18 protein-coding genes are annotated in these 21,082 nt (G+C 72.0%); 4 read left to right on the top strand and 14 right to left on the bottom strand.

Annotated features, from left to right (window positions below):
• Positions 1–4 precede the first annotated feature (4 nt).
• The 7 genes from AB0K12_RS05485 to AB0K12_RS05455 are packed head-to-tail and all read right to left on the bottom strand — an operon-like array spanning position 5 to position 8,055.
• Positions 5–1,597 (bottom strand): ABC transporter ATP-binding protein, encoded by a 1,593-nt coding sequence (locus AB0K12_RS05485; protein ID WP_364555820.1) that lies wholly within the window; start codon positions 1,595–1,597, stop codon positions 5–7.
• A complete protein-coding gene (locus tag AB0K12_RS05480) occupies positions 1,594–2,640 on the bottom strand; it encodes a serine hydrolase domain-containing protein (RefSeq protein WP_364555818.1) in 1,047 nt (348 codons plus the stop codon). The genes AB0K12_RS05485 and AB0K12_RS05480 overlap by 4 nt, the downstream gene beginning before the upstream one ends.
• The gene (locus AB0K12_RS05475) at positions 2,637–3,812 is read right to left on the bottom strand and encodes an anhydro-N-acetylmuramic acid kinase (protein ID WP_364555817.1); all 1,176 of its coding nucleotides are present in this window, start codon (positions 3,810–3,812) and stop codon (positions 2,637–2,639) included. The genes AB0K12_RS05480 and AB0K12_RS05475 overlap by 4 nt, the downstream gene beginning before the upstream one ends.
• Positions 3,809–4,708: an N-acetylmuramic acid 6-phosphate etherase gene (murQ, locus tag AB0K12_RS05470; RefSeq protein ID WP_364555816.1), complete on the bottom strand. Its 900-nt coding sequence runs from the start codon at positions 4,706–4,708 to the stop codon at positions 3,809–3,811. Before murQ ends, AB0K12_RS05475 begins: the two co-directional genes overlap by 4 nt.
• A gap of 8 nt (positions 4,709–4,716) precedes the next feature.
• Positions 4,717–5,541, bottom strand: coding sequence for an ABC transporter permease (locus tag AB0K12_RS05465; RefSeq protein ID WP_355429204.1), 825 nt, complete (start codon positions 5,539–5,541; stop codon positions 4,717–4,719).
• Positions 5,538–6,503 (bottom strand): ABC transporter permease, encoded by a 966-nt coding sequence (locus tag AB0K12_RS05460; protein WP_364555813.1) that lies wholly within the window; start codon positions 6,501–6,503, stop codon positions 5,538–5,540. The genes AB0K12_RS05465 and AB0K12_RS05460 overlap by 4 nt, the downstream gene beginning before the upstream one ends.
• A gap of 1 nt (position 6,504) precedes the next feature.
• Positions 6,505–8,055, bottom strand: coding sequence for an ABC transporter substrate-binding protein (locus AB0K12_RS05455; RefSeq protein WP_364555811.1), 1,551 nt, complete (start codon positions 8,053–8,055; stop codon positions 6,505–6,507).
• 82 nt (positions 8,056–8,137) lie between these two features.
• Here AB0K12_RS05455 and AB0K12_RS05450 point away from each other — a divergent pair, with 82 nt between their 5' ends.
• From AB0K12_RS05450 to AB0K12_RS05435, 4 genes are all read left to right on the top strand, one after another.
• Entirely contained in the window at positions 8,138–9,022 is an 885-nt protein-coding gene (locus AB0K12_RS05450) for a MurR/RpiR family transcriptional regulator (protein WP_364555809.1), read from the top strand.
• Between the two features lie 342 nt (positions 9,023–9,364).
• Positions 9,365–10,255: a sulfotransferase gene (locus AB0K12_RS05445; protein ID WP_364555807.1), complete on the top strand. Its 891-nt coding sequence runs from the start codon at positions 9,365–9,367 to the stop codon at positions 10,253–10,255.
• A gap of 65 nt (positions 10,256–10,320) precedes the next feature.
• A complete protein-coding gene (locus tag AB0K12_RS05440) occupies positions 10,321–11,952 on the top strand; it encodes an arylsulfatase (protein WP_364555806.1) in 1,632 nt (543 codons plus the stop codon).
• A 106-nt stretch (positions 11,953–12,058) separates the two neighbouring features.
• A complete protein-coding gene (locus AB0K12_RS05435) occupies positions 12,059–12,577 on the top strand; it encodes a peptidoglycan recognition family protein (protein WP_364555805.1) in 519 nt (172 codons plus the stop codon).
• A gap of 2 nt (positions 12,578–12,579) precedes the next feature.
• On the opposite strand, the gene AB0K12_RS05430 is transcribed toward AB0K12_RS05435, so the two are convergent.
• The 7 genes from AB0K12_RS05430 to AB0K12_RS05400 all read right to left on the bottom strand — a co-directional run bounded on the left by AB0K12_RS05430 (position 12,580) and on the right by AB0K12_RS05400 (position 20,811).
• The gene (locus AB0K12_RS05430; protein WP_355429228.1) at positions 12,580–13,116 is read right to left on the bottom strand and encodes an NUDIX hydrolase family protein; all 537 of its coding nucleotides are present in this window, start codon (positions 13,114–13,116) and stop codon (positions 12,580–12,582) included.
• A gap of 24 nt (positions 13,117–13,140) precedes the next feature.
• Complete coding sequence (locus tag AB0K12_RS05425; protein WP_364555804.1) at positions 13,141–13,281, bottom strand: hypothetical protein; 141 nt, start codon at positions 13,279–13,281, stop codon at positions 13,141–13,143.
• Positions 13,278–14,279: an NrfD/PsrC family molybdoenzyme membrane anchor subunit gene (nrfD, locus tag AB0K12_RS05420; protein WP_364555803.1), complete on the bottom strand. Its 1,002-nt coding sequence runs from the start codon at positions 14,277–14,279 to the stop codon at positions 13,278–13,280. The genes AB0K12_RS05425 and nrfD overlap by 4 nt, the downstream gene beginning before the upstream one ends.
• Positions 14,276–15,097, bottom strand: coding sequence for a 4Fe-4S dicluster domain-containing protein (locus tag AB0K12_RS05415; protein ID WP_364555802.1), 822 nt, complete (start codon positions 15,095–15,097; stop codon positions 14,276–14,278). Before AB0K12_RS05415 ends, nrfD begins: the two co-directional genes overlap by 4 nt.
• Positions 15,098–15,100: 3 nt before the next feature.
• Complete coding sequence (gene fdh / locus AB0K12_RS05410; RefSeq protein WP_364555800.1) at positions 15,101–18,328, bottom strand: formate dehydrogenase; 3,228 nt, start codon at positions 18,326–18,328, stop codon at positions 15,101–15,103.
• Between the two features lie 63 nt (positions 18,329–18,391).
• Positions 18,392–19,813 carry a rhamnulokinase family protein gene (locus AB0K12_RS05405; protein ID WP_364555798.1) on the bottom strand — a complete coding sequence of 474 codons (1,422 nt, stop codon included), beginning with the start codon at positions 19,811–19,813 and terminating at the stop codon, positions 18,392–18,394.
• Positions 19,810–20,811: a substrate-binding domain-containing protein gene (locus tag AB0K12_RS05400; protein ID WP_364555796.1), complete on the bottom strand. Its 1,002-nt coding sequence runs from the start codon at positions 20,809–20,811 to the stop codon at positions 19,810–19,812. The genes AB0K12_RS05405 and AB0K12_RS05400 overlap by 4 nt, the downstream gene beginning before the upstream one ends.
• Positions 20,812–21,082: the final 271 nt, after the last annotated feature.

Below are 21,082 nucleotides of genomic sequence, written 5' to 3'. Positions count from 1 at the left end.
CAACTTACCTGCTGCCGGGGATCGCGGCGAGCAGCTCCTGGGTGTAGCCGTCGGACGGGCGGTCGAAGATCTCTCCGGCCGTGCCGCTCTCCACGACGCGCCCGCCGCGCATGACGTGCACCCGGTGCGAGATCATCCGCACCACGGCCAGGTCGTGGCTGATGAACAGGTAGCTGAGCCCCAGCTCCCGCTGCAGCTCGGCGAGCAGCTCCAGGATCTGCGCCTGCACCAGCACGTCCAGCGCCGAGACGGCCTCGTCCAGCACGACCAGCTCGGGCGACAGGGCCAGGGCGCGGGCGATGGCCACCCGCTGGCGCTGGCCGCCGGACAGCTCGTGCGGCAGCCGCCCGGCCATGGAGGCGGGCAGCGACACCTTCTCCAGCAGCTCGGCGGCCGTCTTCTTCCGCTCGGCCGGGGTGCCGACGCGGTGCACGCGCAGCGGCTCGGTGATCGACTTCTCCACCGTGTAGCGGGGGTCGAGCGAGGCGTACGGGTTCTGGAAGACCGGCTGCACCCGCCTGCGGAAGGCGAACAGCTCGCGCCGCCCGAGCCCGGCGAGGTCCGTGCCGTCGAAGCGGATGCTCCCCGCGGTGGGCTCGTCCAGGCCGAGCAGCAGGTTCGCGGTCGTGGACTTGCCGGAGCCGGACTCGCCGACGATCGAGACCGTCTGCCCGCGCGGAATCGTGAACGACACCTCGTCCACGGCGGTGAAGTCGGGGTCGCCGTCCCTGCCGGGGAACACCTTGCGCAGCCCGTCCACCACGACCAGGTCGGGCGCGTCGCGGGACGGCTCCAGCACGCGTACGGACGACAGGCTCGGCACGGCGCCGAGCAGCCGCCGGGTGTACTCGTGCCCGGGATCGCCCAGGATGCCCGCGGCGGGCCCGGTCTCCACGATCTCGCCGTGGTACATCACGGCCACCACGTCGGCCCGCTCCGCGGCGAGCGCCAGGTCGTGCGTGATGAGGAAGACGGCGGTGCCCATCTCGGCGGTGAGCTGTTCGAGCTGGTCGAGGATGCGCCGCTGCACGGTCACGTCGAGCGCGGAGGTCGGCTCGTCGGCGATGAGCAGCTTGGGGCGGCAGGCCAGCCCCATGGCGATCAGCGCCCGCTGCCGCATGCCGCCGGAGAACTCGTGCGGGTACTGCCTGGCCCGCCGCCGCGCGTCCTGGATGCCCACCATGTCCAGCAGCTCGGCCACCCGCTCGCGGGCCGCCTTGCCGGCGGCCACGCCGTGCACCTCCAGGGCCTCGGCGATCTGGTCGCCGATGCGCATGAGCGGATTCAGGTTCGACATCGGGTCCTGCGGCACCAGGCCGATGCCGGCGCCGCGGATCCCGGTCATCTCCCGCGCCGACGCCTTGACCAGGTCCCGGCCGTCGAACACGACCCGCCCGCTCGTGATGCGGCCGTTGTCGGGCAGCAGCCGGTTGACCGCCGCCGCAGTGGTGGACTTGCCCGAGCCCGACTCGCCCACGACGGCGACGGTCTGGCCGGGCAGGATGCTCATGGAGACGTTCTTGACGACGGTGACGTCCTGCTTGCGCGTGCGGAAGGCGACGGAGAGGTCGTCGATCTCCAGAAGCGGGGTCGTCATGCGGTCCTCGATCGCTGTTCGACGGCCTGCAGCAGGCCGGCCCAGAGGGCGTCCGTGGGGGTGGGGGTGCCCTCGACGAGCAGGCGGTTGCTCGCCAGGGCCAGCACGATGTCGCGGCCGGGCACGAAGCCGACCGCGCAGCCGACGTAGCCGGGGTGCCCGAGCACCGTGACGGTCTCGCCGGGCAGGTCGAGCGCGTACCTGCGGAAGCCCAGCGCCTGCTCGGGGTCGGGGCCGGGGGAGAGGAACTCGCGGACGACCTCCGGCCGCCACAGGTGGTCGTGCTCCTCGTACCTGGCCAGGGCGGCGCCGTACTTCAGCAGGTCGGGCACCGTCGAGAACAGGCCCGCGTGGCCCGCCACGCCGCCGAAGGCGTGGTGGGCGTTGCCGTCGGCCACCTCGCCCAGCACCGGCCCGGTACGCCAGCCGGCGAAGTCGCCGCTGCGATACGGCACCGGGTACGGCCGGCCGGTGTCCAGCATGGTCATCTCGACCCGGTCGTCCAGCGCGCTCATGGCGGCCTCGGAGCCGGCCGGGCGGGCGTACGTGGTGGAGGTCAGGCCGAGCGGCCTGGTGACCAGCTCGGCCAGCGCCCGGTCCAGGCGCAGTCCCGTGACGGCGGTGACGATCCGGCCGAGCAGGACGAAGCCCAGGTCGGAGTAGTGGCGGGCGCGGCCGGGGCGATAGCGCGGCGGCGGCAGCCGGTGCTGGACGTAGAGCGGCCACCACTCCCACAGGCCGCCCCGGTGCAGCAGCAGGTCGCGCACCGTCATGGCCTCGTACGAGTGCGGCAGGTACGCGCTGAGCGGCGCGTCCAGGTCCACCAGCCGGTCGGACACCAGCCGGATGAGCATCGTGGTCGTCGCCATGACCTTGGTCACCGAGGCCAGGTCGTGGTAGGTGTCCAGGGTCATCCTGGCCACCCCCTCAAGCCCGGCGTCGGTCGCGCGCACCGTGCGGTGACCGGTGACCTCGGTGAGCTCGAACCACGGCGTACGAGCCGCCATGATCAGGCCAGGCGGCGGCTCCGCGGTGACGGTCATCGGGTGAGCACCAGCGAGCGCGGCGCCGCCGCGAGCGGCGCGGGCAGCACCAGCGGGCCCGCGCCCGGGGTGAGCGTGCCGAGGACGCGGGCGGCGCTCGCGCCCGTGCCGCCCGGGACGGTGCCCGGCAGACCGTGCGCGGTCAGCCAGCCGATCAGCGCGAACGCGATGGCCTCCTTGTCGTCGGCGGGCGCGCCGTACTCGTCGGACGGCGCCACCCGCACGCCGGGCAGCGCGGCGCGCAGCCCGTCCATGATCACCGGGTTGCGGGCGCCGCCGCCGGAGACGACCAGCGCGCCCACGCCCGCCGCGCGCACGTCCTGGGCGACGGTCCGCACGGTCAGCTCGGTCAGCGTGGCCACCAGGTCGGCGTCGCCGACCGGCGCGGCGGTCCGCGCCAGCGCCTGCTCGACGTAGCCGGGGTGGAACAGCTCCTTGCCGGTGCTCTTGGGCGGGCCGAGGCGGTAGTAGGGCTCGTCCAGCAGCACCGCCAGCAGGCCCTCGTGCACCTGGCCGGATGCGGCGATGCGGCCGTCCTCGTCGAAGCCGCGCGGGTGCAGGCCCCTGCCGGTCACCACGGCGTCGATCAGGGCGTTGGCGGGGCCGATGTCGTAGGCGTACAGGTCGTCGCCGCGTACCACGGTCATGTTGGAGATGCCGCCGAGGTTGAGCGCCGCCGCGCCGCCCTCGTGCGCGCCGAGCAGCAGCCCGTCCAGCACCGACACCAGCGGAGCGCCGTGCCCCCCGGCGGTGATGTCCCTGATGCGCACGTCCGACAGCACGGGCGCGCCGGTGCGCTCGGCGATCCAGGCGGGCTGGCCGATCTGCAGGGTGCCGCGCGCGTGCGCGCCCTCCACCCAGTGGTAGACGGTTTGCCCGTGCGAGACGATCAGGTCCACGGGCCCGCCCGCGGCGACGGCCGCCGCGGCGGCGTCGGCGAAGCGCTGCCCGATGAGCGTGTCCAGCTCGCACACCTCGGCCAGCGTGGTCGGCGCCGGCGGCAGCGCCGCGATCAGCCGCGCCCGCAGCTCCTCCGGGTACGGCGTGCTCGCCGTGTACCCGACCCTGCCTTCGAGCACGCCCCCGGTGAGCTCGAAGTCCGCCGCGAAATCCACGATGGCGGCGTCGATCCCGTCGTGCGAGGTGCCGGAGATCATCCCGAGAACTCTCATGCCGTCTCCCCCAGAGCGACCCGCAGCCGCCCGCCGGCCGCGGCCAGCCGGGCCGCGGCGTCCTGCGGTGACAGGTCGAAGCGCGAGGCCACGACCGCCTGTTTGACGTTGAAGCCGTTGGCGTCGAGCGCGGCCAGCGCCTCGTCGCGGCCGGTCCCGGTGATCGTGGTGACCATGCGCACGGCCCGCTCGCGCAGCTTGCCGTTGCTGGCCTTCACGTCGACCATGAGGTTGCCGTACGTCTTGCCGAGGCGCACCATCACGATCGTCGAGAACATGTTGAGCACGAGCTTCTGCGCGGTGCCCGCCTTGAGCCGGGTGGAGCCGCTGATCACCTCGGGCCCGACGAGCACCTCGATGCCGTGCTCGGCCGCCGCGCTCAGCGGGGTGCCCGCGTTGCACGACAGCCCCACGGTCAGCGCGCCCAGCTCGCGGGCCCGCCGCACGGCGGCCAGCACGTACGGCGTCCGCCCGCTGGAGGCGATGCCCACCACGGTGTCCAGCGGTCCGATGGCCGCCGACTCGACGGCGGCGGCACCGGCCGCCTCGTCGTCCTCGGCGCCCTCGCACGGCGAGACGATCGCGCTCTCGCCGCCCGCGATGATCGCGAACACCTGGCCGGGCGGCGTGGAGAAGGTCGGCGGGCACTCGGAGGCGTCCAGCACGCCCAGCCTGCCCGGAGTGCCCGCGCCCACGTAGACCAGCCGCCCGCCGGTCTCCATGCGGGCCGCGGCGGCCTCGATGGCGGCGGTGATGCTGGGCAGCGCCGTCTGCACCGCGGCGGGCACGCTCGCGTCGGCCGCGTTCATGGTCGCCGCCAGCTCGCCCACGCTCATGGTGTCGATGCCGGCGAAACGCGGGTCGGCCGACTCGGTCGTCAGTTCGGAGAGATTCACCGCTTTCCTCAGGTTCCTCGGTGTCCGCGGTTTCTGGGGTCGAGAGTGTCGCGCAGGCCGTCGCCGAGCAGGTTCAGCCCGACGACGAGCAGCACGACGACCGCGCCTGGCGCGATCAGCGTCCACGGGGCGATGAACACCAGGCTGCGCGCCTCGAAGATCATCGAACCGAGTGACGGTGCGGGGGGAGGGGTGCCGAGGCCCAGGAAGCTCAGCGACGCCTCGGTCAGCACCGCCCACGACAGCGAGAGCGCGACCTGGACGACGATGATCGAGGTGATGTTCGGCAGCACGTGGCGCAGCATGATCTGCCAGCGGCTCTGGCCGGTCGAGACGGCCGCCCTGACGTACTCGATCTCCCTGAGCGAGAGCACGGGCCCCCTGGTGACCCTGATGAAGATCGGCACGTAGACGATGGCGATGGCCACGGCGATGGTGAACCAGTTGCGGTTCAGCACCGAGGCCAGCGACAGCGCGAGCAGCAGCGGCGGGAACGCGAACAGCACGTTCGTCACCCCGCCGATCGCGCCGTCGGCGAAGCCCCGGTAGAAGCCCGACACCAGCCCGCCCAGCGTGCCCACCACGGTCGCGAACGCCACCGCGACCACCGCGATCAGCGCCGAGTTGCCCACGCCCGCGGCCACCCGGGAGAACACGTCGCGCCCGAACTGGTCGGTGCCGAAGAGATGCTCGCCCGACGGCCCCAGGAAGCGCGACGGCGGATGCTGCGCGATCGGGTCGTAGGGCAGCATCCCCAGGTACGACAGCACGGCCACGACCGCCAGCACCGCCAGGATCACGATGCCCGCGAGGGCGGCGGGACTGCGCCTCATGACGCCCTCACCCGCGGGTCGATCACCCGGTAGAGCAGGTCTGTCAGCAGGTTGACCAGCACGAACGCCAGCGCGATCACCAGCACGGTGCTCTGCACGACCGCGTACTCCTTCTGCTGGATGCCGAGCAGCACCTGCCGCCCGATGCCCGGCACGGAGAAGATCTGCTCCACCACGACCGCGCCGCCGAGCAGGTAGCCGAACTGCAGCCCGGTCATGGTCACGATCGGCACGAGCGCGTTGCCCAGCACGTGCCTGACCTGCAGCCGCCGCTCGGGCACGCCCTTGGCGCGGGCGGTGCGCACGAAGTCGTCCGAGCGCACCTCCAGCACCGCCGTACGCGTGGTGCGCAGGATCGGCGCCGCGATGCCGAAGCCGAGCACGAGCGCCGGCAGGAACATCTGCTGCAGGTTGAGCAGCGGGTTCTCGAAGAGGGTGGCGAAGCCCTGCCCGTTGGGGTTGAACCCGAACGACGCGGCGAAGACCGACAGCAGCGTGGTGGCCAGCAGGAACGCCGGGATCGACAGGCCCGCCAGGCTCACCACCTGGCCGGCGGCGTCGCGCACCGAGTTCGCCCGCGATGCCGACAGCATGCCCAGCGGCACCCCGATCAGCAGCGCCAGCACGATCGAGAACACGGCCAGCTCGAACGTGACCGGCAGGGCGTTCATGGTCAGTTCCAGCACGCTCTGCTGGGAGCGGGCCGAGTAGCCGAAGTTGCCGGTGAACATGTTGCCGAGCCACGAGAAGAACTGCGTGACCAGCGGCTGGTCCAGGCCGTAGTACTGCTCCAGGGCCTGCCGCTGGGCAGGGGTGAGCGCGGCGGCCTCCGTGCCCAGCCCGGCCGTGATCTGGTCGCCGGGCAGCGCCCGCAGCATCACGAAGACGACCACGGCCACCCCGAACAGGATCCCGATCGTCTCCGCGACGCGGCGCAGCGCCCGGTTGCGTACGAACCTCATGTCAGCTGACGGACGTCGTCCGCAGGTACTGCAGGGAGCCGCTGGCCATCGGCACGAAGCCCTGCACGTTCTGGGTGGTCGCGGTGTAGGTGTAGCCGGCGAACAGCCAGATCCAGGCGGCGTTGTCCTCCAGCTCGGCGGCCACCTTGTCGTAGATCGCCTTGCGGGCGGCCTGGTCGTCGGTGGCCTTGCCCTCCGCGAACAGCTTGTCCAGCGCGGGCGAGCTGTAGCCGGCGACCTTGTTGAGGTTGCCGTCGCTGGTGAAGTAGCGGCCGTAGGAGCCGTCGGGGTCGGGCCTGCCGCCGTTCAGGGCCACGGCCGCGTCGAAGTCGGCGGCGACCCAGCGGTCCACGAACGCGCCGGACTCCAGCACCTCCAGGTCCAGGTTGATCTTGGCCTCGGCGAGCTGGGCCTTGAGGTTCTGGGCCTCGTTGACGGAGGTGGCGTACTCGCCCTGGGAGACGATCGTCTTGACCGTCACGCCGCCCGGCTTGCCGGCCTTGGCGAGGTAGTCGGCGGCCTTGGCCAGGTCGCGGGTGGGGCAGGGGCGCTTGTTCGGGTCCGACTTGAACGCGGGCGCGGTCATCGGCCCGGTCACCTCGCCCTCGCCGAGCGCGGCGGTGTCGAGCACCTGCTTGCGGTCGATGGCGCACTGCATGGCCAGGCGCACGTTGACGTCCTTGAGCTCGCCGCGCTGCGCGTTGAGCTGCAGGACGTGGTAGTTGAGCTGCGGCGTCTTGGCCACGCTGATCGTGCCGCCGCCCTCGGCGGTCTGCGCGACGAGCGGGTCGTTGAAGACCGCGAGCTGGACGTTGCCCGACTGCATGGCCGAGACGATGGACGACTCGTCGGGGATGACCCGGAACTCGACCGAGCCCACCTTCGCCTTCTCCGTGCCCCAGTACTTGTCGTTCCTGGTCAGCGTGAGCGACTGGCTGGGCACCCGCTTGCCGAGGGTGAACGGGCCGGTGCCGTTGGGCGTGGTGGTCAGCTTCTCCTCGGTGTCGTCGGAGGAGAGCATGGCCATGTTGACGGTGGCCAGGTTGGCCGGCAGCGCGGCGTCGGGGCCGCTCAGCTCCAGCACCACGGTGTTCTTGTCGGGCGCCTTCACCGACTTCACCGATGCCAGGGAGGCGCGGGCGACCGCGGCCGTCTTCTCGTCCATGATCTTGTCGAGGGACGCTTTGACGTCCTCGGAGTCGAACGCGCTGCCGTCGGCGAACGTCACGCCCTGGCGCAGCTTGAGCGTCAGCTCCTTGCCGTCCTTGCCGGTCTCCCAGGATTCGGCCAGGCCGGGGACCACGTTGAGGTCCTTGTCGAACTCGGTCAGCGTGCCGTAGAGGTTCTGCAGCACGTTGACGGCGGTGAACTGGGTGGCCTTCCAGGGGAAGAGCGTGTCAGGGTCGGAGGTGACGCCGACGACGAGGGAGCCGCCGCCCTGGGCGGCGGCGCCCGGGTCGGAGGCGGGGGCTCCGCCGGAGGACGAGCAGGCGGTCAATGCGACGGACAGCGCAGCGGCGACGCCGACCGCGGAGAAGGCGCCACGGGGCATGTGCTCTCCTTGGGGCAGTAGGTCATAAAATTACACAGACCCTACCACCTGGGTATTTATTTTCCTTCGACGGGGATGAGTGATGACGGGCGAGGACGCGGAGACCCTGCTGATCCGGATCCGCGCGGCCATGCCCGCGCTGCGTCCCTCCGAGCGGCGCATCGCCGAGGAGTTCACCGGAGAGCCCGCCGCCGCGGCCAACCTGTCGATCGCCGAGCTGGCCGCGCGCTGCCAGACCTCCACGACCTCCGTCGTCCGCTTCTACCGCCGCATGGGCTACAGCCACTACCGCGACTTCAGGATCGACCTCGCCCGGGCCGTCGCCAGGGAGGAGCTGGCCATGGCCAGCCTGCCCGAGGTCTCCGGCGACATCGACAGGAACGACAGCCTGGCCGGCATCGTCTCCAAGGTCGCCATGAACGAGACGCTCTCCATCGCCGACACCGCACGCTACCTCGACATGGACGCCCTCGGACGGGCGGTCGAGCTGCTGCTCGGGGCCCGCAGGATCGACACCTTCGGCGTCGGCGCGAGCGCGCTCGTGGGGCTCGACCTGCAGCAGAAACTGTCGCGCATCGGGCGTACCGCGATCAACTGGCATGACTCGCACTCCGCGTGGACCTCCGCAGCCACGCTCGGCCCCGGCTGCGTGGCGGTGGCCGTCTCCCACACCGGCGCCACCGTGGACACCGTCGAGTTCCTCGCCATCGCCCGCAAGCCGGGCGCCGCCACGATCGCGATCACCAACTTCGGCGACTCGCCGCTGGCCCGCGCGGCCGACGTGACGCTCACGACGGCCGCACGGGAGACCAGGTTCCGCTCAGGCGCGCTGGGCAGCCGCATCGCCCAGCTCATGGTGGTGGACTGCCTGTTCACCGGGGTCGCGCAGGCTTCCTACGACGCGTCGATGGAGGCGCTGCGCAACACGTACGCGGTGGTGCACGACCGGCGCGTCACCCGCGAGTGAGCTAGCGGGTTCGTCCACCGGAATCCGGTGCGGCCGACCACGTAGGCGTGCAGGGCGGAAACGCACTGCTTGCCGGTTCTGATGTTCCCCTGCCCGGCCATGAACTGAAGGCTCCGCCCCGGTCCGGTCCCGTAAGGACCGGTGGCAGGCGATCCGGTTCACCCGTAACGCCCGGTTCCAGAGTCGAGCTGGAGCAGGCCGCCGGCGACCCGGACCGACCCGGACCGACGCGGACGAGGCGCCCGCCGCGCGCACAGGTGCACGGATGAGCTGTCATCTCGGCGACACCTTCACAGCCCCGATTCACCTGCGGTTCACGGGCGGCCCCTACCTTGTGGGGCCATGAACTGGAGGTATCGGGCCAACGCCACGCTCGAAGGGCTGACGGGATACACGCTCACGCGCCGGCCGCGCAGGAAGCCGCAGAAGCCGCCGCCACCGAAGCCGCCGCTGGAGCTGCAGCGCCTGCCCGGCGACCAGGTGCGACCGCCGGTGGACCCGGCTCACGACCGGCTGCTGCGCGCGCCGGTCTTCCTGCTGTCGTCCGTACGCTCGGGCTCCACGCTGCTGCGCGTCATGCTGAACAGCCACTCCCAGGTGCACGCGCCCATCGAGACCCACTTCAGGCGGGTCAGCGTGGGCCTCGGCACCGACCCCGTACGCCAGGCCATGGAGCTGCTCGGCCACACCCACAGCGACATCGAGCACCTCGTCTGGGACCGGCTGCTCCATCGCGAGCTGGCCCGCAGCGGCAAGCCGGTGCTGGCCGAGAAGACGCCGAGCAACGTCTTCGCCTGGCGGCGCATCGCCACCTGCTGGCCGGATGCCCGCTTCGTCTTCCTGCTGCGCCACCCCATGTCGATCGTGCAGTCCTGGCACGAGGCCGACCCCGGCAAGCGGCCCATGGAGGAGGCCGTGCCGCGCACGCTCAGCTACATGACCTACCTCCAGGAGGCCCGCACCCACCTGGAGGGTCTCACCCTGCGCTACGAGGACCTGGTCGCAGGCCCCAAGGCCGAGCTGCGCCGTCTGTGCGCGTTCCTCGGCCTGGAGTACGAGCCCGCCATGCTCGACTACGGCCGCCAGGACCACGGCGGCTTCGTCAAGGGCATCGGCGACTGGCGCGACAAGATCCGCGCGGGCACCGTCGTCGAGGGCCGCCCGCTGCCCGAGCCGGAGGAGATCCCCGAGGAGTTGCACGGCATCTGCCGGACATGGGGATACCTTTCGTAATGGTGTGACAGAGTTCGCCGGTCATTCGCCCACCATTCGCCATGGCCTCCGGTATGTTGCCCTTCGTGATCAACGGGCCTTCGCGCCGCGCCTTATTCGCCGGTACCTTCGCCGGCCTCGCCCTGCCCGCGGCCACCTCCGCGGGTGCCCCGGCGAGCGCCGAATCGTCCATCAGCCGCGGCACCCTGCCCGAGCGGCCGAACATCCTGCTCGTCCTGGCCGACGACCTGGGATGGGGAGAGATCGGCAGCAACGGGCAGCGCTCCATCCGCACCCCCAACCTCGACCGGCTCGCCGCCGAGGGGGTGAAGTTCGCGACCGCGTACTCGGGGGCGCCGCTGTGCGCGCCGTCCCGCTGCGCCCTGCTCACCGGCCTGCACGCCGGGCACGGCACCGTACGCGAGAACCCGGAGGGCGGGCCGCAGCACGCGCTGACCGACGCCGACCTCACCTTCGCCGAGCTGCTGCGGCTGGCGGGCTACCGGACGGCGTGCATCGGCAAATGGGGATTCGGTCCCGAGGAGCCCGACCACGTCTCGCACCCGAACGCCCGCGGCTTCGACGAGTTCTACGGCTACATCGGCCACAAGCACGCCCACCAGTACTTCCCCACGTACCTGTGGCACAACGGCAAGAAGGTGCAGCTCAGCGGCAAGTCGTACGCGCCGCACCTGTTCCGCGAGCGCGCCGTCGAGTTCATCAACGACGACAGCGACAAGCCGTTCCTGCTGTACTTCGCCACCAACCTCCCGCACGCCCCCAGCGTCATCCCCGGCGACGCCGGACCCTACGAGAGCCGCCCGTGGAGCGCTCCGAACCGGCGGCACGCCGCCCAGGTGGCCCGCCTCGACACCGACGTGGCCGCGCTCATCAGGGCGCTGCGCGACGCGGGCGTGGCCGAGCGCACGCTGGTGCTGTTCACCAGCGACAACGGGCCGCACCACGAGAAGGGCGTGACGCCCGAGCTGTTCAACTCCAACGGCCCCTTCCGCGGCGACAAGCGCGACGTGTACGAGGGCGGCATCCGCATCCCCATGATCGCCTGGTCGCCCGGCCTGCGGCACCGCGTGGTCAGGCAGCCGGTCGCGTTCTGGGACGTGCTGCCCACCCTCGCCGACCTGGCCGAGGTGCCGGTGCCCGCGCGCATCGACGGCCTGTCCTTCCGCGGCCTGCTCACCGGCGGCAGCGCTCCCAAGCACGACCACCTGGTGTGGAACCGCCCGCGCAAGGCCCAGGCCATCCGCAGGGGCCGGTGGAAGGCGGTCAGGTTCAACCCGCACATCGCGGGGGCCGGCCCGCACGGCAGGATCGAGCTGTACGACCTCGGCACCGACCCGTACGAGCGGCACGATCTGGCCCAGGCGCGTCCCGAGCTGGCCAGGCAGCTGCTGGCCAGGCTCGACCGGTCGATCGGCCCCGACCCGCGCCTGCCGTACGGGCTGCGCACGGAGGTGACGGGGGACCAGGTCGTGGTCACCCTGCACAACGGCTCCGCCGAGCCCTGGAGGGACGTGCGGCTCAGCCTCGACGGCGAGCGGGACGCGCGGGCGCGCAAGGTGGCCTCGGTGGCCCCCGGCATGGCGATCTCGGTGGGCTTCCCGGTGCCGTCCGGCCGGATCACCGCGCGCGCCGACTTCAGGGCCGCCGGCAGGAAGCAGGTCTTCCGGCACGCCCACAGGGCGCTCACGCCCGGCTGACCACTCTCACCTGGACGGCAGCCCACTCTAGTCACGAAGAGTGATGACACAACTACAGAAAGTTGACATTCTGGTGACCAGGACATTCCTGCGAAGAGAGGCCCGCATGAACCTGGTCACCAGAGCCGAATGGAACGCCAAAAAGCCGAGCAGCCCCTACACCCGCCTGCGCTCCACCAAAGGCGTGAAGATCCACTACACCGGCGGCAAGGTGCCCGCCGACCTCGCCGACGCCGGCAACCACGACCGCTGCGCCGACCTCGTCCGCGACATCCAGCGCATGCACATGGCGGGCGGGCGCGGCGAGCGCTACATCGACCTCGGCTACAACATGGTCTGCTGCCCCCACCGGCAGGTCTTCGTCGGGCGCGGCCCGCACCACCTGCCGGCCGCCAACGGCGCCGGCCTCAACTCGGGCCACTACGCGGTGCTCGCGCTGCTCGGCAGCTCGGGCCTGACCGAGCCCAACGACGACCTGCTGCACGCCCTGGTCGACGCCATCGAATACCTGCGCGAGCACGGCGACGCCGGCCGCGAGGTCAAGGGACACCGCGACGGCTACGACACCTCCTGCCCCGGCGACCCGCTCTATCGCTGGGTCGAGGCCGGGGCGGAGCGTCCCTGATCTCAGACCAGCCGGCCCACGTGGGCCAGCGCCTGCTTGAGCAGCACGCCCTGACCGTTGGCCATCTCCTGCTGCACCACCGGCGAGGCCGCCTCCTCCGGGGTGAACCACACCAGGTCGAGCGCGTCCTGACGGGGCCGGCAGTCACCGGCCACCGGCACGATGTAGGCCAGCGAGACGGCGTGCTGGCGCGGGTCGTGGTAGGGGGTGACGCCGGGCGTCGGGAAGTACTCGGCCACCGTGAACGGCTGCGGCGAGGCCGGGATGCGCGGAAGGGCCACGGGGCCGAGGTCCTTCTCCAGGTGACGCATGAGGGCGTCGCGGATCCGCTCGTGGTGCAGCACCCGGCCGGAGACCAGTGCCCGGCTGACCGTGCCGTCCGACGAGATGCGCAGCAGCAGCCCGACGTGGGTCACCACGCCGGTGTCATCGACGCGCACCGGCACGGCGTCGATGTAGAGGATCGGCATCCGGCCCCGCACCGACTCCAGGTCCTCGGGTGCGAGCCAGGCGGGCGTCGTTTCGGTCTTTTCGGTCATCTGCTGATCGTAAGGCCAGCGGGCTCAGCGCCGTACCCTGGCCTTGCCCCACGGGATGCCCCACGGGACGCCCTCCGGCGGCGTACGGCCCGCCAGCCACGACGCCGTGCAGACGACGAACACGATGCCGAAGAACGGCAGATATTCCGCGACTTTCCGCTTCATGTGAGATCACGCTCCGCTCTCGCCTTGGCCAGCCGCCTGCGCTGCGGCTGGACGGTGTAGCGGGGGTCGCGGGCCGACTCCATCCCCGCCTGGAAGATCCCGAACCGGGTGCACGCCGACCCTGCCAGCAGCGCCGCGCCCGCCGCCATCGCGGCGACCCTGCTGCGCCGGCCCACGGTGGCCCCCGCGACCGCCCCCGCCACCGACAGCGCCTCGCCCAGCCGCAGCAGCCTGCTGCGCTTGAGCGGCTCGGCCAGCGGCCCCAGCCTGCGCTCCATGCGCAGCGCGGCCACGCACTCCACCGCCGCGCCCAGCACCGCCGCCCGCCGCGCCGGCCCCGCCTCGTCCAGCGGCGCCGCGAACATGCCGAGCCCGCCCGCCGAGGCCGTCGCCGACCCGGCGAACAGGAACGGCATCTCCCGGTAGCCCTCGTGCCAGGCCGGCACCGCCGTGTCGCAGATCAGCGCCGCCGTGTACGTCGCCACCGCCGGCCCCACCAGCCCCGCCCCCACGGTCGCCGCCCGGCCCACGCCCGGCGCCACCCCCGTGAGGCTCGCCGCCGCCGCGAGCCCGGCCTGCGGCCCGTACGCGCTCAGGAGCCACGTGCCGACGCTCATCGGCGAGGTCACCTTGAACACCCGCAGCATGTTGACGAACCGCTCTGGCCTGCCCAGGTCGTGGATGAGCGCGTACAGCGAGCCGCCCAGCGCGCACACCGCCCCCACCTTGCCCACTCTGGCCAGGCGCGGCCTGCCGGTCAGCTCAGCGGCGGCGGCCAGCGTGGACGACGCGCCCGCCAGGCCGCCGAGGAACAGGTAGCCGGCGATGTCGGGCGCCTGCCAGGTCGGCTCGTGCAGCACCGGCCGCCCGTAGTAGGAGTCGAACTCCGCCTTCGGCACCAGCAGCCGCTCACGCCTGCGGCCCGCCGAGCCCGGCGTCGCCTCGCGCTCGCCGCGCAGCTCAGCCGAGCCGTCCATCCGCACGTCGGTCTGGCTCATCCGCGCCGCCCTCCCCATGTCACCGCCGCGATGCCCGCGACCAGGCCCAGCGCCGCCACGGCCGCGTGCCGCCACATCGACGGCAGGTCCCTGGTCGTCACCACCGGGTCCGGCGGCAGGCCGTACACCTCGGGCTCGTCCAGCAGCAGGAAGAACGCACCCGTGCCGCCCACGCCGTCGTCCGGGTCGTGGCCGTACAGGCGGGCCGACGTCGTGCCCGCCTCCCGCAGCTGCGCGAGCCGCCGATCGGCGCGCTCGCGCAGCTCGTCGAGGTCGCCGAACTGGATCGAGTCGGTCGGGCACGTCTTCGCGCAGGCCGGCTCCTCACCGGCGCCCAGCCGGTCGTAGCACATCGTGCACTTGGCCGCCGTGCCGCTCGTCTCACGCTTGCCGATCACCCCGAACGGGCACGCCGGCACGCAGTAGCCGCAGCCGTTGCAGACGTCCTCCTGCACCACCACCGTGCCGAACTCGGTGCGGAACAACGACCCCGTCGGGCACACGTCGAGGCAGGCCGCGTGCGTGCAGTGCTTGCACACGTCGGAGGCCATCAGCCAGCGGAAGTCCATGTCGCCGACGCCGGGCTCCTGATGGCCGAGCGGCCTGCGCTGCTCCACGAACGCCACGTGCCGCCAGGTGTCGGCGCTCAGCCCCACCGTGTTGTCGTAGGACATGCCGGTGAACTCCATGCCGTCGTCCGGCACGGCGTTCCACTCCTTGCAGGCCACCTCGCACGCCTTGCAGCCGATGCAGATGCTGGTGTCGGTGAAGAAGCCGACCCTGCGCCCGTCGAGCTGCTCCCTCAGGTCGAAGGCCACGGCTCACACCTCCGTTCCTGTGCGCTCGTCGATGCCGGCCCGCCGCTGGTACGCCTTCACCAGCTCGGGCAGCGCCGGACCCCGGGGACGGCGGCCCGGCCTGATGTCCGCCGACAGCGCCTTGACCTCCTGGATGTGCGAGTTGGGGTCGAGCGAGATCGACGACAGCTCGTTGGCCGCGTCGCCCGTGACCACCCCGTTGGGCCCGAAATGGAACGGCAGCCCGATCTGGTGCAGCACCCGCCCGTTCAGGTGCAGCGACGGGATGCGGTCGGTGACCAGCACCCGCGCCTCGATGGCGTTGCGCGCCGTGATGATCGTCGCCCAGTCGCCGTGCACCAGCCCCCGCTCGGCCGCGAGCGCCGGCGACACCTCGCAGAACATCGCCGGCTGCAGCTCCGACAGGTACGGCGTGAACCGGCTCATCCCGCCCGCCGTGAAGTGCTCGGTCAGCCGGTACGTCGTCACCACGTACGGGTAGACCGACGCCCCCGGCTCGTCCCCGCTCGGCTGGTAGCGGTTGTGCTCGTGCGGATAGACCTTGCGCACCGGGCTGCGCTGCCGGCCGTACAGCGGGTTGACCACCGGCGAGTCCTGCGGCTCGTAGTGGGTGGGCAGCGGCCCGTCCACCACCCCGGTCGGCGCGAACAGCCAGCCCTTGCCGTCGGCCTGCATGATGAACGGGTCGATGCCCGACAGCGCCTCCACGCCCTGCGCGCCCGGCGGCGGCCGGTAGCCGGGGCTCTTGCCGGCCTCGAAGTCCGGCACGTCGTGGCCGGTCCAGCGCTGCGCCTCCTCGTCCCACCACACCAGCCGCTTGCGCTCGCTCCACGGGCTGCCGTCCGGCCGCGCCGAGGCCCGGTTGTAGAGGATGCGGCGGTTGGCCGGCCAGGCCCACGCCCACTCGGCGGAGATCCAGTCCTGCTCCGACGCCGGCTTGCGGCGGGCCGCCTGGTTGACGCCGTCGGCGTAGACGCCGCAGTAGATCCAGCAGCCGCACGCGGTGGAGCCGTCGTCCTTGAGCGCGTGGTAGCCGGGCAGCGGGTCGCCCTGGGCGTCCCAGCCGTTGATCTCGGCCAGCACCGCCTCGGCCGACGGCTCGGCCGTCTCGCCCTCCACCGGGTAGTCCCAGGTGAGGTCGAGCACGGGCTGGTCCATCGGGTCCTGCGAGCCGGCCAGCTTGCGGCGGATGATGCGGCCGAGGTGGTACATGAACCACAGGTCGCTGCGGGCGTCGCCGTGCGGCTCGACCGCCTGGTGGTGCCACTGCAGCAGCCGGTTGGTGTTGGTGAAGCTGCCGTTCTTCTCCGTGTGGCTGGCCGCCGGCAGGAAGAACACCTCCGTACGGATGTCCTCCGTCTTCAGCTCGCCCGTCTCGATCTCCGGGCCGTCCTTCCACCAGGTGGCGCTCTCGATCAGGCTGAAGTCGCGCACCACCAGCCAGTCGAGGTTGGCCATGCCGAGCCGCTGCATCTTGGAGTTGGCCGACCCCACCGCCGGGTTCTCGCCCAGCAGGATGTAGCCCTTGCAGGCGCCCTCCAGCTGCGCCAGCACCGTGTCGTACGTGCTGTGCGAGCCGGTCAGCCTGGGCAGCCAGCCGAAGCGGTAGTCGTTGTCCGGCTGCGCCGACTCGCCCCACCACGCCTTGAGCAGGCTGATGAGGTAGGAGGGCATGTTGGCCCAGAAGCCCTTGTGCGGCGCGTCGGCCAGCAGGAAGTCGTGCAGCCGCTCGTTCTCGTGGGCGTGCGGCATCGGGATGTAGCCGGGCAGCAGGTTGAACAGCGTCGGCACGTCACTGGAGCCCTGGATGCTGGCGTGCCCGCGCAGCGCCTGGATGCCGCCGCCCGGCCGGCCGATGTTGCCGAGCAGCAGCTGCAGGATGCTCGCCGCCCTGATGAACTGCGAGCCGTCGCTGTGCTGCGTCCAGCCCACCGCGTAGACGAACTCCGCCGTCTTGTCGGGCCCCGAGTTCTCTGTCAGGTGCCGGCAGACCTCCTCGAACAGGTGGCGCGGCACCCCGCACACCCGCTCCACCATCTCCGGCGTGTAGCGGGCGAAGTGGCGGCGCAGCACCTGCAGCACGCAGCGCGGGTGCCGCAGCGTCTCGTCGCGCTGCGGCGAGCCGTCCAGCGGCATCCCGGTGGAGCCCTGCACCTCGGGCCGGCCCGGCGGGGTGCGGCCCTCGCGCCGCTCGAAGTCGGCGTCCCGATCGCCCGACGCGGCCACCGTGGACATGCCCTCGTACTGCCAGGAGTCGGTGTCGTAGGTGCGGCTCTCCTCGCCGAAGCCGGAGAACAGGCCGTCGAGGTCCTCGGCGTCGCGGAAGTCCTCGCGCAGGATGGTCGCGGCGTTGGTGTAGTTGACCACGTACTCGTGGAAGTACAGCTCGTTCTCCAGGACGTGGTTGATGATCGCGCCGAGGAAGGCCACGTCGGAGCCGGCCCTGATCGGCACGTGCACGTCGGCGACGGCGCTCGTCCTGGTGAAGCGGGGATCGACGTGGATGACGACCGCGCCGCGCGCCTTGGCCTCCATCACCCATTGGAAGCCCACGGGATGGCACTCGGCGAAGTTCGAGCCCTGGATGACCACGCAGTCGGAGTGCTGCAGGTCCTGCATGAACGTGGTGGCGCCGCCGCGCCCGAACGACGTGCCGAGCCCCACCACGGTCGAGCTGTGGCAGACGCGGGCCTGGTTCTCGATCTGCACCACGCCGAGCGCCGTCAGCAGCTTCTTGATGAGGTAGTTCTCCTCGTTGTCCAGCGTCGCGCCGCCCAGGCTGGCGATGCCCATGGTCCGCGCGGTGCGCCGCCCGCCGTGCTCCCACTCCCATGTCTCGCGGCGGGTCGCGATGATCCGGTCGGCGATCATCTCCATCGCCGTGCCCAGGTCGATCTCCTGCCAGCCGGCGCCGCCCGGCGGCCGGTAGAGCGCCTTGTGCATGCGGCCTTCGCCGGTGGTGAGCTGGAGGCTGGCCGCGCCCTTCGGGCACAGCCGGCCCAGGCTGATGGGGGAGTCGGGGTCGCCCTCGATCTGGATGACCTTCTCATCCCGTACGTACACGTTCTGGCCGCAGCCCACCGCGCAGTACGGGCAGACCGACTTCACCACCCGGTCGGCCGTCGTCGTACGGGCCCGCAGCGCCTCCGTCTTGGCCGACTTGGCCGCCGGACCCCGTGCCGTGCGGTCCGCCCCCGTGAGCTGCCGCAGCAGCGGCCACGCGAGATCCATGGCATCCCCCCGATGTCCCCGGCCCGAGTCCTGCCCTGGACAGGCCGGGGGAAAACCGGCAGGTCAGAACAGCCGGGAAGCCGCCTCGTCCCAGGCGCGCAGGTCGCCGGACGGCTCGTAGCGGCGCAGCGGCTGCGTCCCGGCGACCAGCGCGCGCATCTCGCCGAGGTCGGAGACGAGCCCGGCCGCGCGCGCCTGGACCAGCACGTTGCCGAACGTGGTCGCCTCGGCGGGCCCCGCCACCACGGGCAGCCCGCAGGCGTCGGCGGTGAACCGGCACAGCAGCTCGTTCCGCGACCCGCCGCCCACGAGGTGCACCACCTCGACGTCGCGTCCGGACAGCTCCATGGCCTGCCGCACCGCCGTCCTGTGCCCGATCGCCAGGCTCTCCAGCACGCACCGCACGTAGCCGGCGGGGGAGGAGGGCGGCCGCTGGCCGGTGCGGCGGCACTCGGCGGCGATCCTGGCCGGCATGTCGCCCGGCGGCAGGAAGACCGGCTCGTCCGGGTTGACCACGGCGGCGAACGGCGGCTCCTGGGCCGCGGCGGCCAGCAGCTCGCCCAGGTCGGAGCCGGGCCAGGCGCGCAGGCACTCCTGCAGCAGCCACAGGCCCATGACATTGCGCAGGTAGCGGACGGTGCCGTCGATGCCGGCCTCGTTGGTGAAGTTCGCCGCCCGGCTCTCGGGGGTCAGCACCGGGCCGGGCAGCTCGACGCCGGCCAGCGACCAGGTGCCGCAGGAGACGTACGCGAAGGCGGGGCCCGCGGCGGGCACCGCGGCGACGGCGGATGCGGTGTCGTGCGAGCCGACCGCCCTGACCGGCGCCGACCAGCCGATCTCGGCGGCCACGTCACGCCGCAGCCCGCCCACCGCGTCGCCGGGGTCGCGCAGCGGCGGCAGGATGCCCGCGGGCAGGCCGAGCTGCTTGACCAGCGGTAACGCCCACGACCTCGTACGGACGTCGAGCAGCCCCGTCGTGGAGGCGTTGGTCACCTCGGCGCCGGTCTCGCCGGTCAGCCAGTAGCCGATCAGGTCGGGGATCAGCAGCATCGTGGCGGCGTCGTCGAGCCGGTCGGCCAGCAGCTGGTAGAGGGTGTTGAACGGCAGCACCTGCAGGCCGTTCACGTCGTACAGCGCCTCGGCGCCGACCGCCCGCGCCACCTGCTCGGGCACGCCGCGCGTGCGGTCGTCGCGGTAGTGCACCGGGTTGCCCAGCATGTTTCCCGACGCGTCGAGCAGCGCGTAGTCGACGGCCCACGAGTCGACCCCGATGGAGGAGACGGGCCCCGCCGCGCGCAGCCCCGCCAGGATCTCCCGGTAGAGGCCGAGCACGTCCCAGTGGAGGCGGTCCGCCACGCGTACGGGACCGTTGGGGAAGCGATGGGCCTCGGTGAGCGCCAGCCCGTCGGACAGATCGGCGAGCATCACCCGCCCGCTGGAGGCCCCCAGGTCGACGGCGGCGAAACGGCGGCTCGTCCTGCTCATTGCGTGGACTCCCTGGCGATGAGCTCAGGCTGGAACATGATGTGCTGGTGCGCGTGCGTGTCGGGGTTGTCGCACTCGTCCAGCAGCAGCTCGGTGGCGATGCGCCCGAGCTGGTACGTCGGCTGCCGCATCGAGGTGAGCGACACCGTCGAGGCGGCGGCGAAGTCGATGTCGTCGTAGCCCATGAGCACGACGTCCTCGGGCACCCGCACCCCCGAGCGCAGCAGCGCGCGCAGCACGCCGAGCGCGAGCAGGTCGTTGGCGCAGAAGATGGCCTCGGGCAGCCCGGCGGCGACCAGCTCGCCGGCCGCCTTCTCGCCCGCCTTGGCGGTCATCGTGGCCGCCTCGACCACCCGTAGCGCGGCGGGGTCGAGCCCGGCGCCGGTCATGGCCATCTTGGCGCCCTCGCGGCGCTCCACGCACTGCCGGATGGTCAGCGGCCCCGTCACGTACGCGAGGCTGCGCGCGCCCTTGCCGAGCAGGTGGGCCACGGCCGCGCGGCCGCCCGCGACGTCGTCCACGGCCACCGCGCACTGGTCGGGCCGGTGGGCGGGATGGTCGACCAGTACCACGCTGATGCCGTGCTCGCGCAGCCGGTCGAGCCTGGCAGGGTCCTCGCCCGAGGGGGTGATGAGCACGCCGCGCACCCGGTGCTCGGCCAGCACGCGCAGGTTGCGGTCCTCCTTGTCGGTGGAGCCCGCCGAGTTGCCGAGGATCACCGCGTAGCCGAGCTCGCTGGCGACGTCCTCGACGCCGGCGGCGACCTCGGTGAAGAACGGGTTGCCGATGTCGATCACGCTCAGGCCGATCGTCCTGCTGTGCCCCGCGCGCAGCGTGGAGGCCGAGCCGTGCCGGACGAACCCCAGCTCGCTGATGGCGGCCTCCACCCGCTCCCGGGTGGCGGGCGCGACTTTGCCCGGCCGGTTCAGTACGTTGGAGACCGTGCCCGGGGAGACGCCGGCGAGCGCGGCGACGTCCTTGATGCTGACCATGGCCATGAAGAGCAATTAAAACGTACAAACGGGCGCTTGGCCAGTCGCGCCGCCGCTAGGAGCGTGGATCTCCGCCGCGAGTCGGCGGCGATTGAGCGGTGAGACTAAAAACGTTCAATCGAAATCGCCCCGCGAGGCCACGCGTCCCGCCCGCGCGCGTGGACACCACCGCCCGACAGGCCCCGCCACCCCGCTTGAGCAGCGCCGACCATCGCAAGGCGCTTGACGGGACTTGTGCCTCACGCTGTGGAAACGTTTTAATCCCCAGGTACACCAC

Origin of the sequence: Nonomuraea sp. NPDC049419 (genome assembly GCF_040676995.1) — a bacterium.
GTDB lineage: Bacteria > Actinomycetota > Actinomycetes > Streptosporangiales > Streptosporangiaceae > Nonomuraea > Nonomuraea salmonea.
Note: the sequence above shows the minus strand (reverse complement) of the source record. Positions and strands in the feature narration are given on the sequence as shown.

Excerpts from the sequence above, each read along its gene's own strand:
- AB0K12_RS05485 (WP_364555820.1), bottom strand. The coding sequence starts at position 1,597 with ATGACGACCCCGCTTCTGGAGATCGACGACCTCTCCGTCGCCTTCCGC.
- AB0K12_RS05480 (WP_364555818.1), bottom strand. The coding sequence starts at position 2,640 with ATGACCGTCACCGCGGAGCCGCCGCCTGGCCTGATCATGGCGGCTCGT.
- AB0K12_RS05475 (WP_364555817.1), bottom strand. The coding sequence starts at position 3,812 with ATGAGAGTTCTCGGGATGATCTCCGGCACCTCGCACGACGGGATCGAC.
- AB0K12_RS05465 (WP_355429204.1), bottom strand. The coding sequence starts at position 5,541 with ATGAGGCGCAGTCCCGCCGCCCTCGCGGGCATCGTGATCCTGGCGGTG.
- AB0K12_RS05460 (WP_364555813.1), bottom strand. The coding sequence starts at position 6,503 with ATGAGGTTCGTACGCAACCGGGCGCTGCGCCGCGTCGCGGAGACGATC.
- AB0K12_RS05455 (WP_364555811.1), bottom strand. The coding sequence starts at position 8,055 with ATGCCCCGTGGCGCCTTCTCCGCGGTCGGCGTCGCCGCTGCGCTGTCC.
- AB0K12_RS05450 (WP_364555809.1), top strand. The coding sequence starts at position 8,138 with ATGACGGGCGAGGACGCGGAGACCCTGCTGATCCGGATCCGCGCGGCC.
- AB0K12_RS05445 (WP_364555807.1), top strand. The coding sequence starts at position 9,365 with ATGAACTGGAGGTATCGGGCCAACGCCACGCTCGAAGGGCTGACGGGA.
- AB0K12_RS05435 (WP_364555805.1), top strand. The coding sequence starts at position 12,059 with ATGAACCTGGTCACCAGAGCCGAATGGAACGCCAAAAAGCCGAGCAGC.
- AB0K12_RS05430 (WP_355429228.1), bottom strand. The coding sequence starts at position 13,116 with ATGACCGAAAAGACCGAAACGACGCCCGCCTGGCTCGCACCCGAGGAC.
- AB0K12_RS05425 (WP_364555804.1), bottom strand. The coding sequence starts at position 13,281 with ATGAAGCGGAAAGTCGCGGAATATCTGCCGTTCTTCGGCATCGTGTTC.
- nrfD (WP_364555803.1), bottom strand. The coding sequence starts at position 14,279 with ATGAGCCAGACCGACGTGCGGATGGACGGCTCGGCTGAGCTGCGCGGC.
- fdh (WP_364555800.1), bottom strand. The coding sequence starts at position 18,328 with ATGGATCTCGCGTGGCCGCTGCTGCGGCAGCTCACGGGGGCGGACCGC.
- AB0K12_RS05405 (WP_364555798.1), bottom strand. The coding sequence starts at position 19,813 with ATGAGCAGGACGAGCCGCCGTTTCGCCGCCGTCGACCTGGGGGCCTCC.
- AB0K12_RS05400 (WP_364555796.1), bottom strand. The coding sequence starts at position 20,811 with ATGGCCATGGTCAGCATCAAGGACGTCGCCGCGCTCGCCGGCGTCTCC.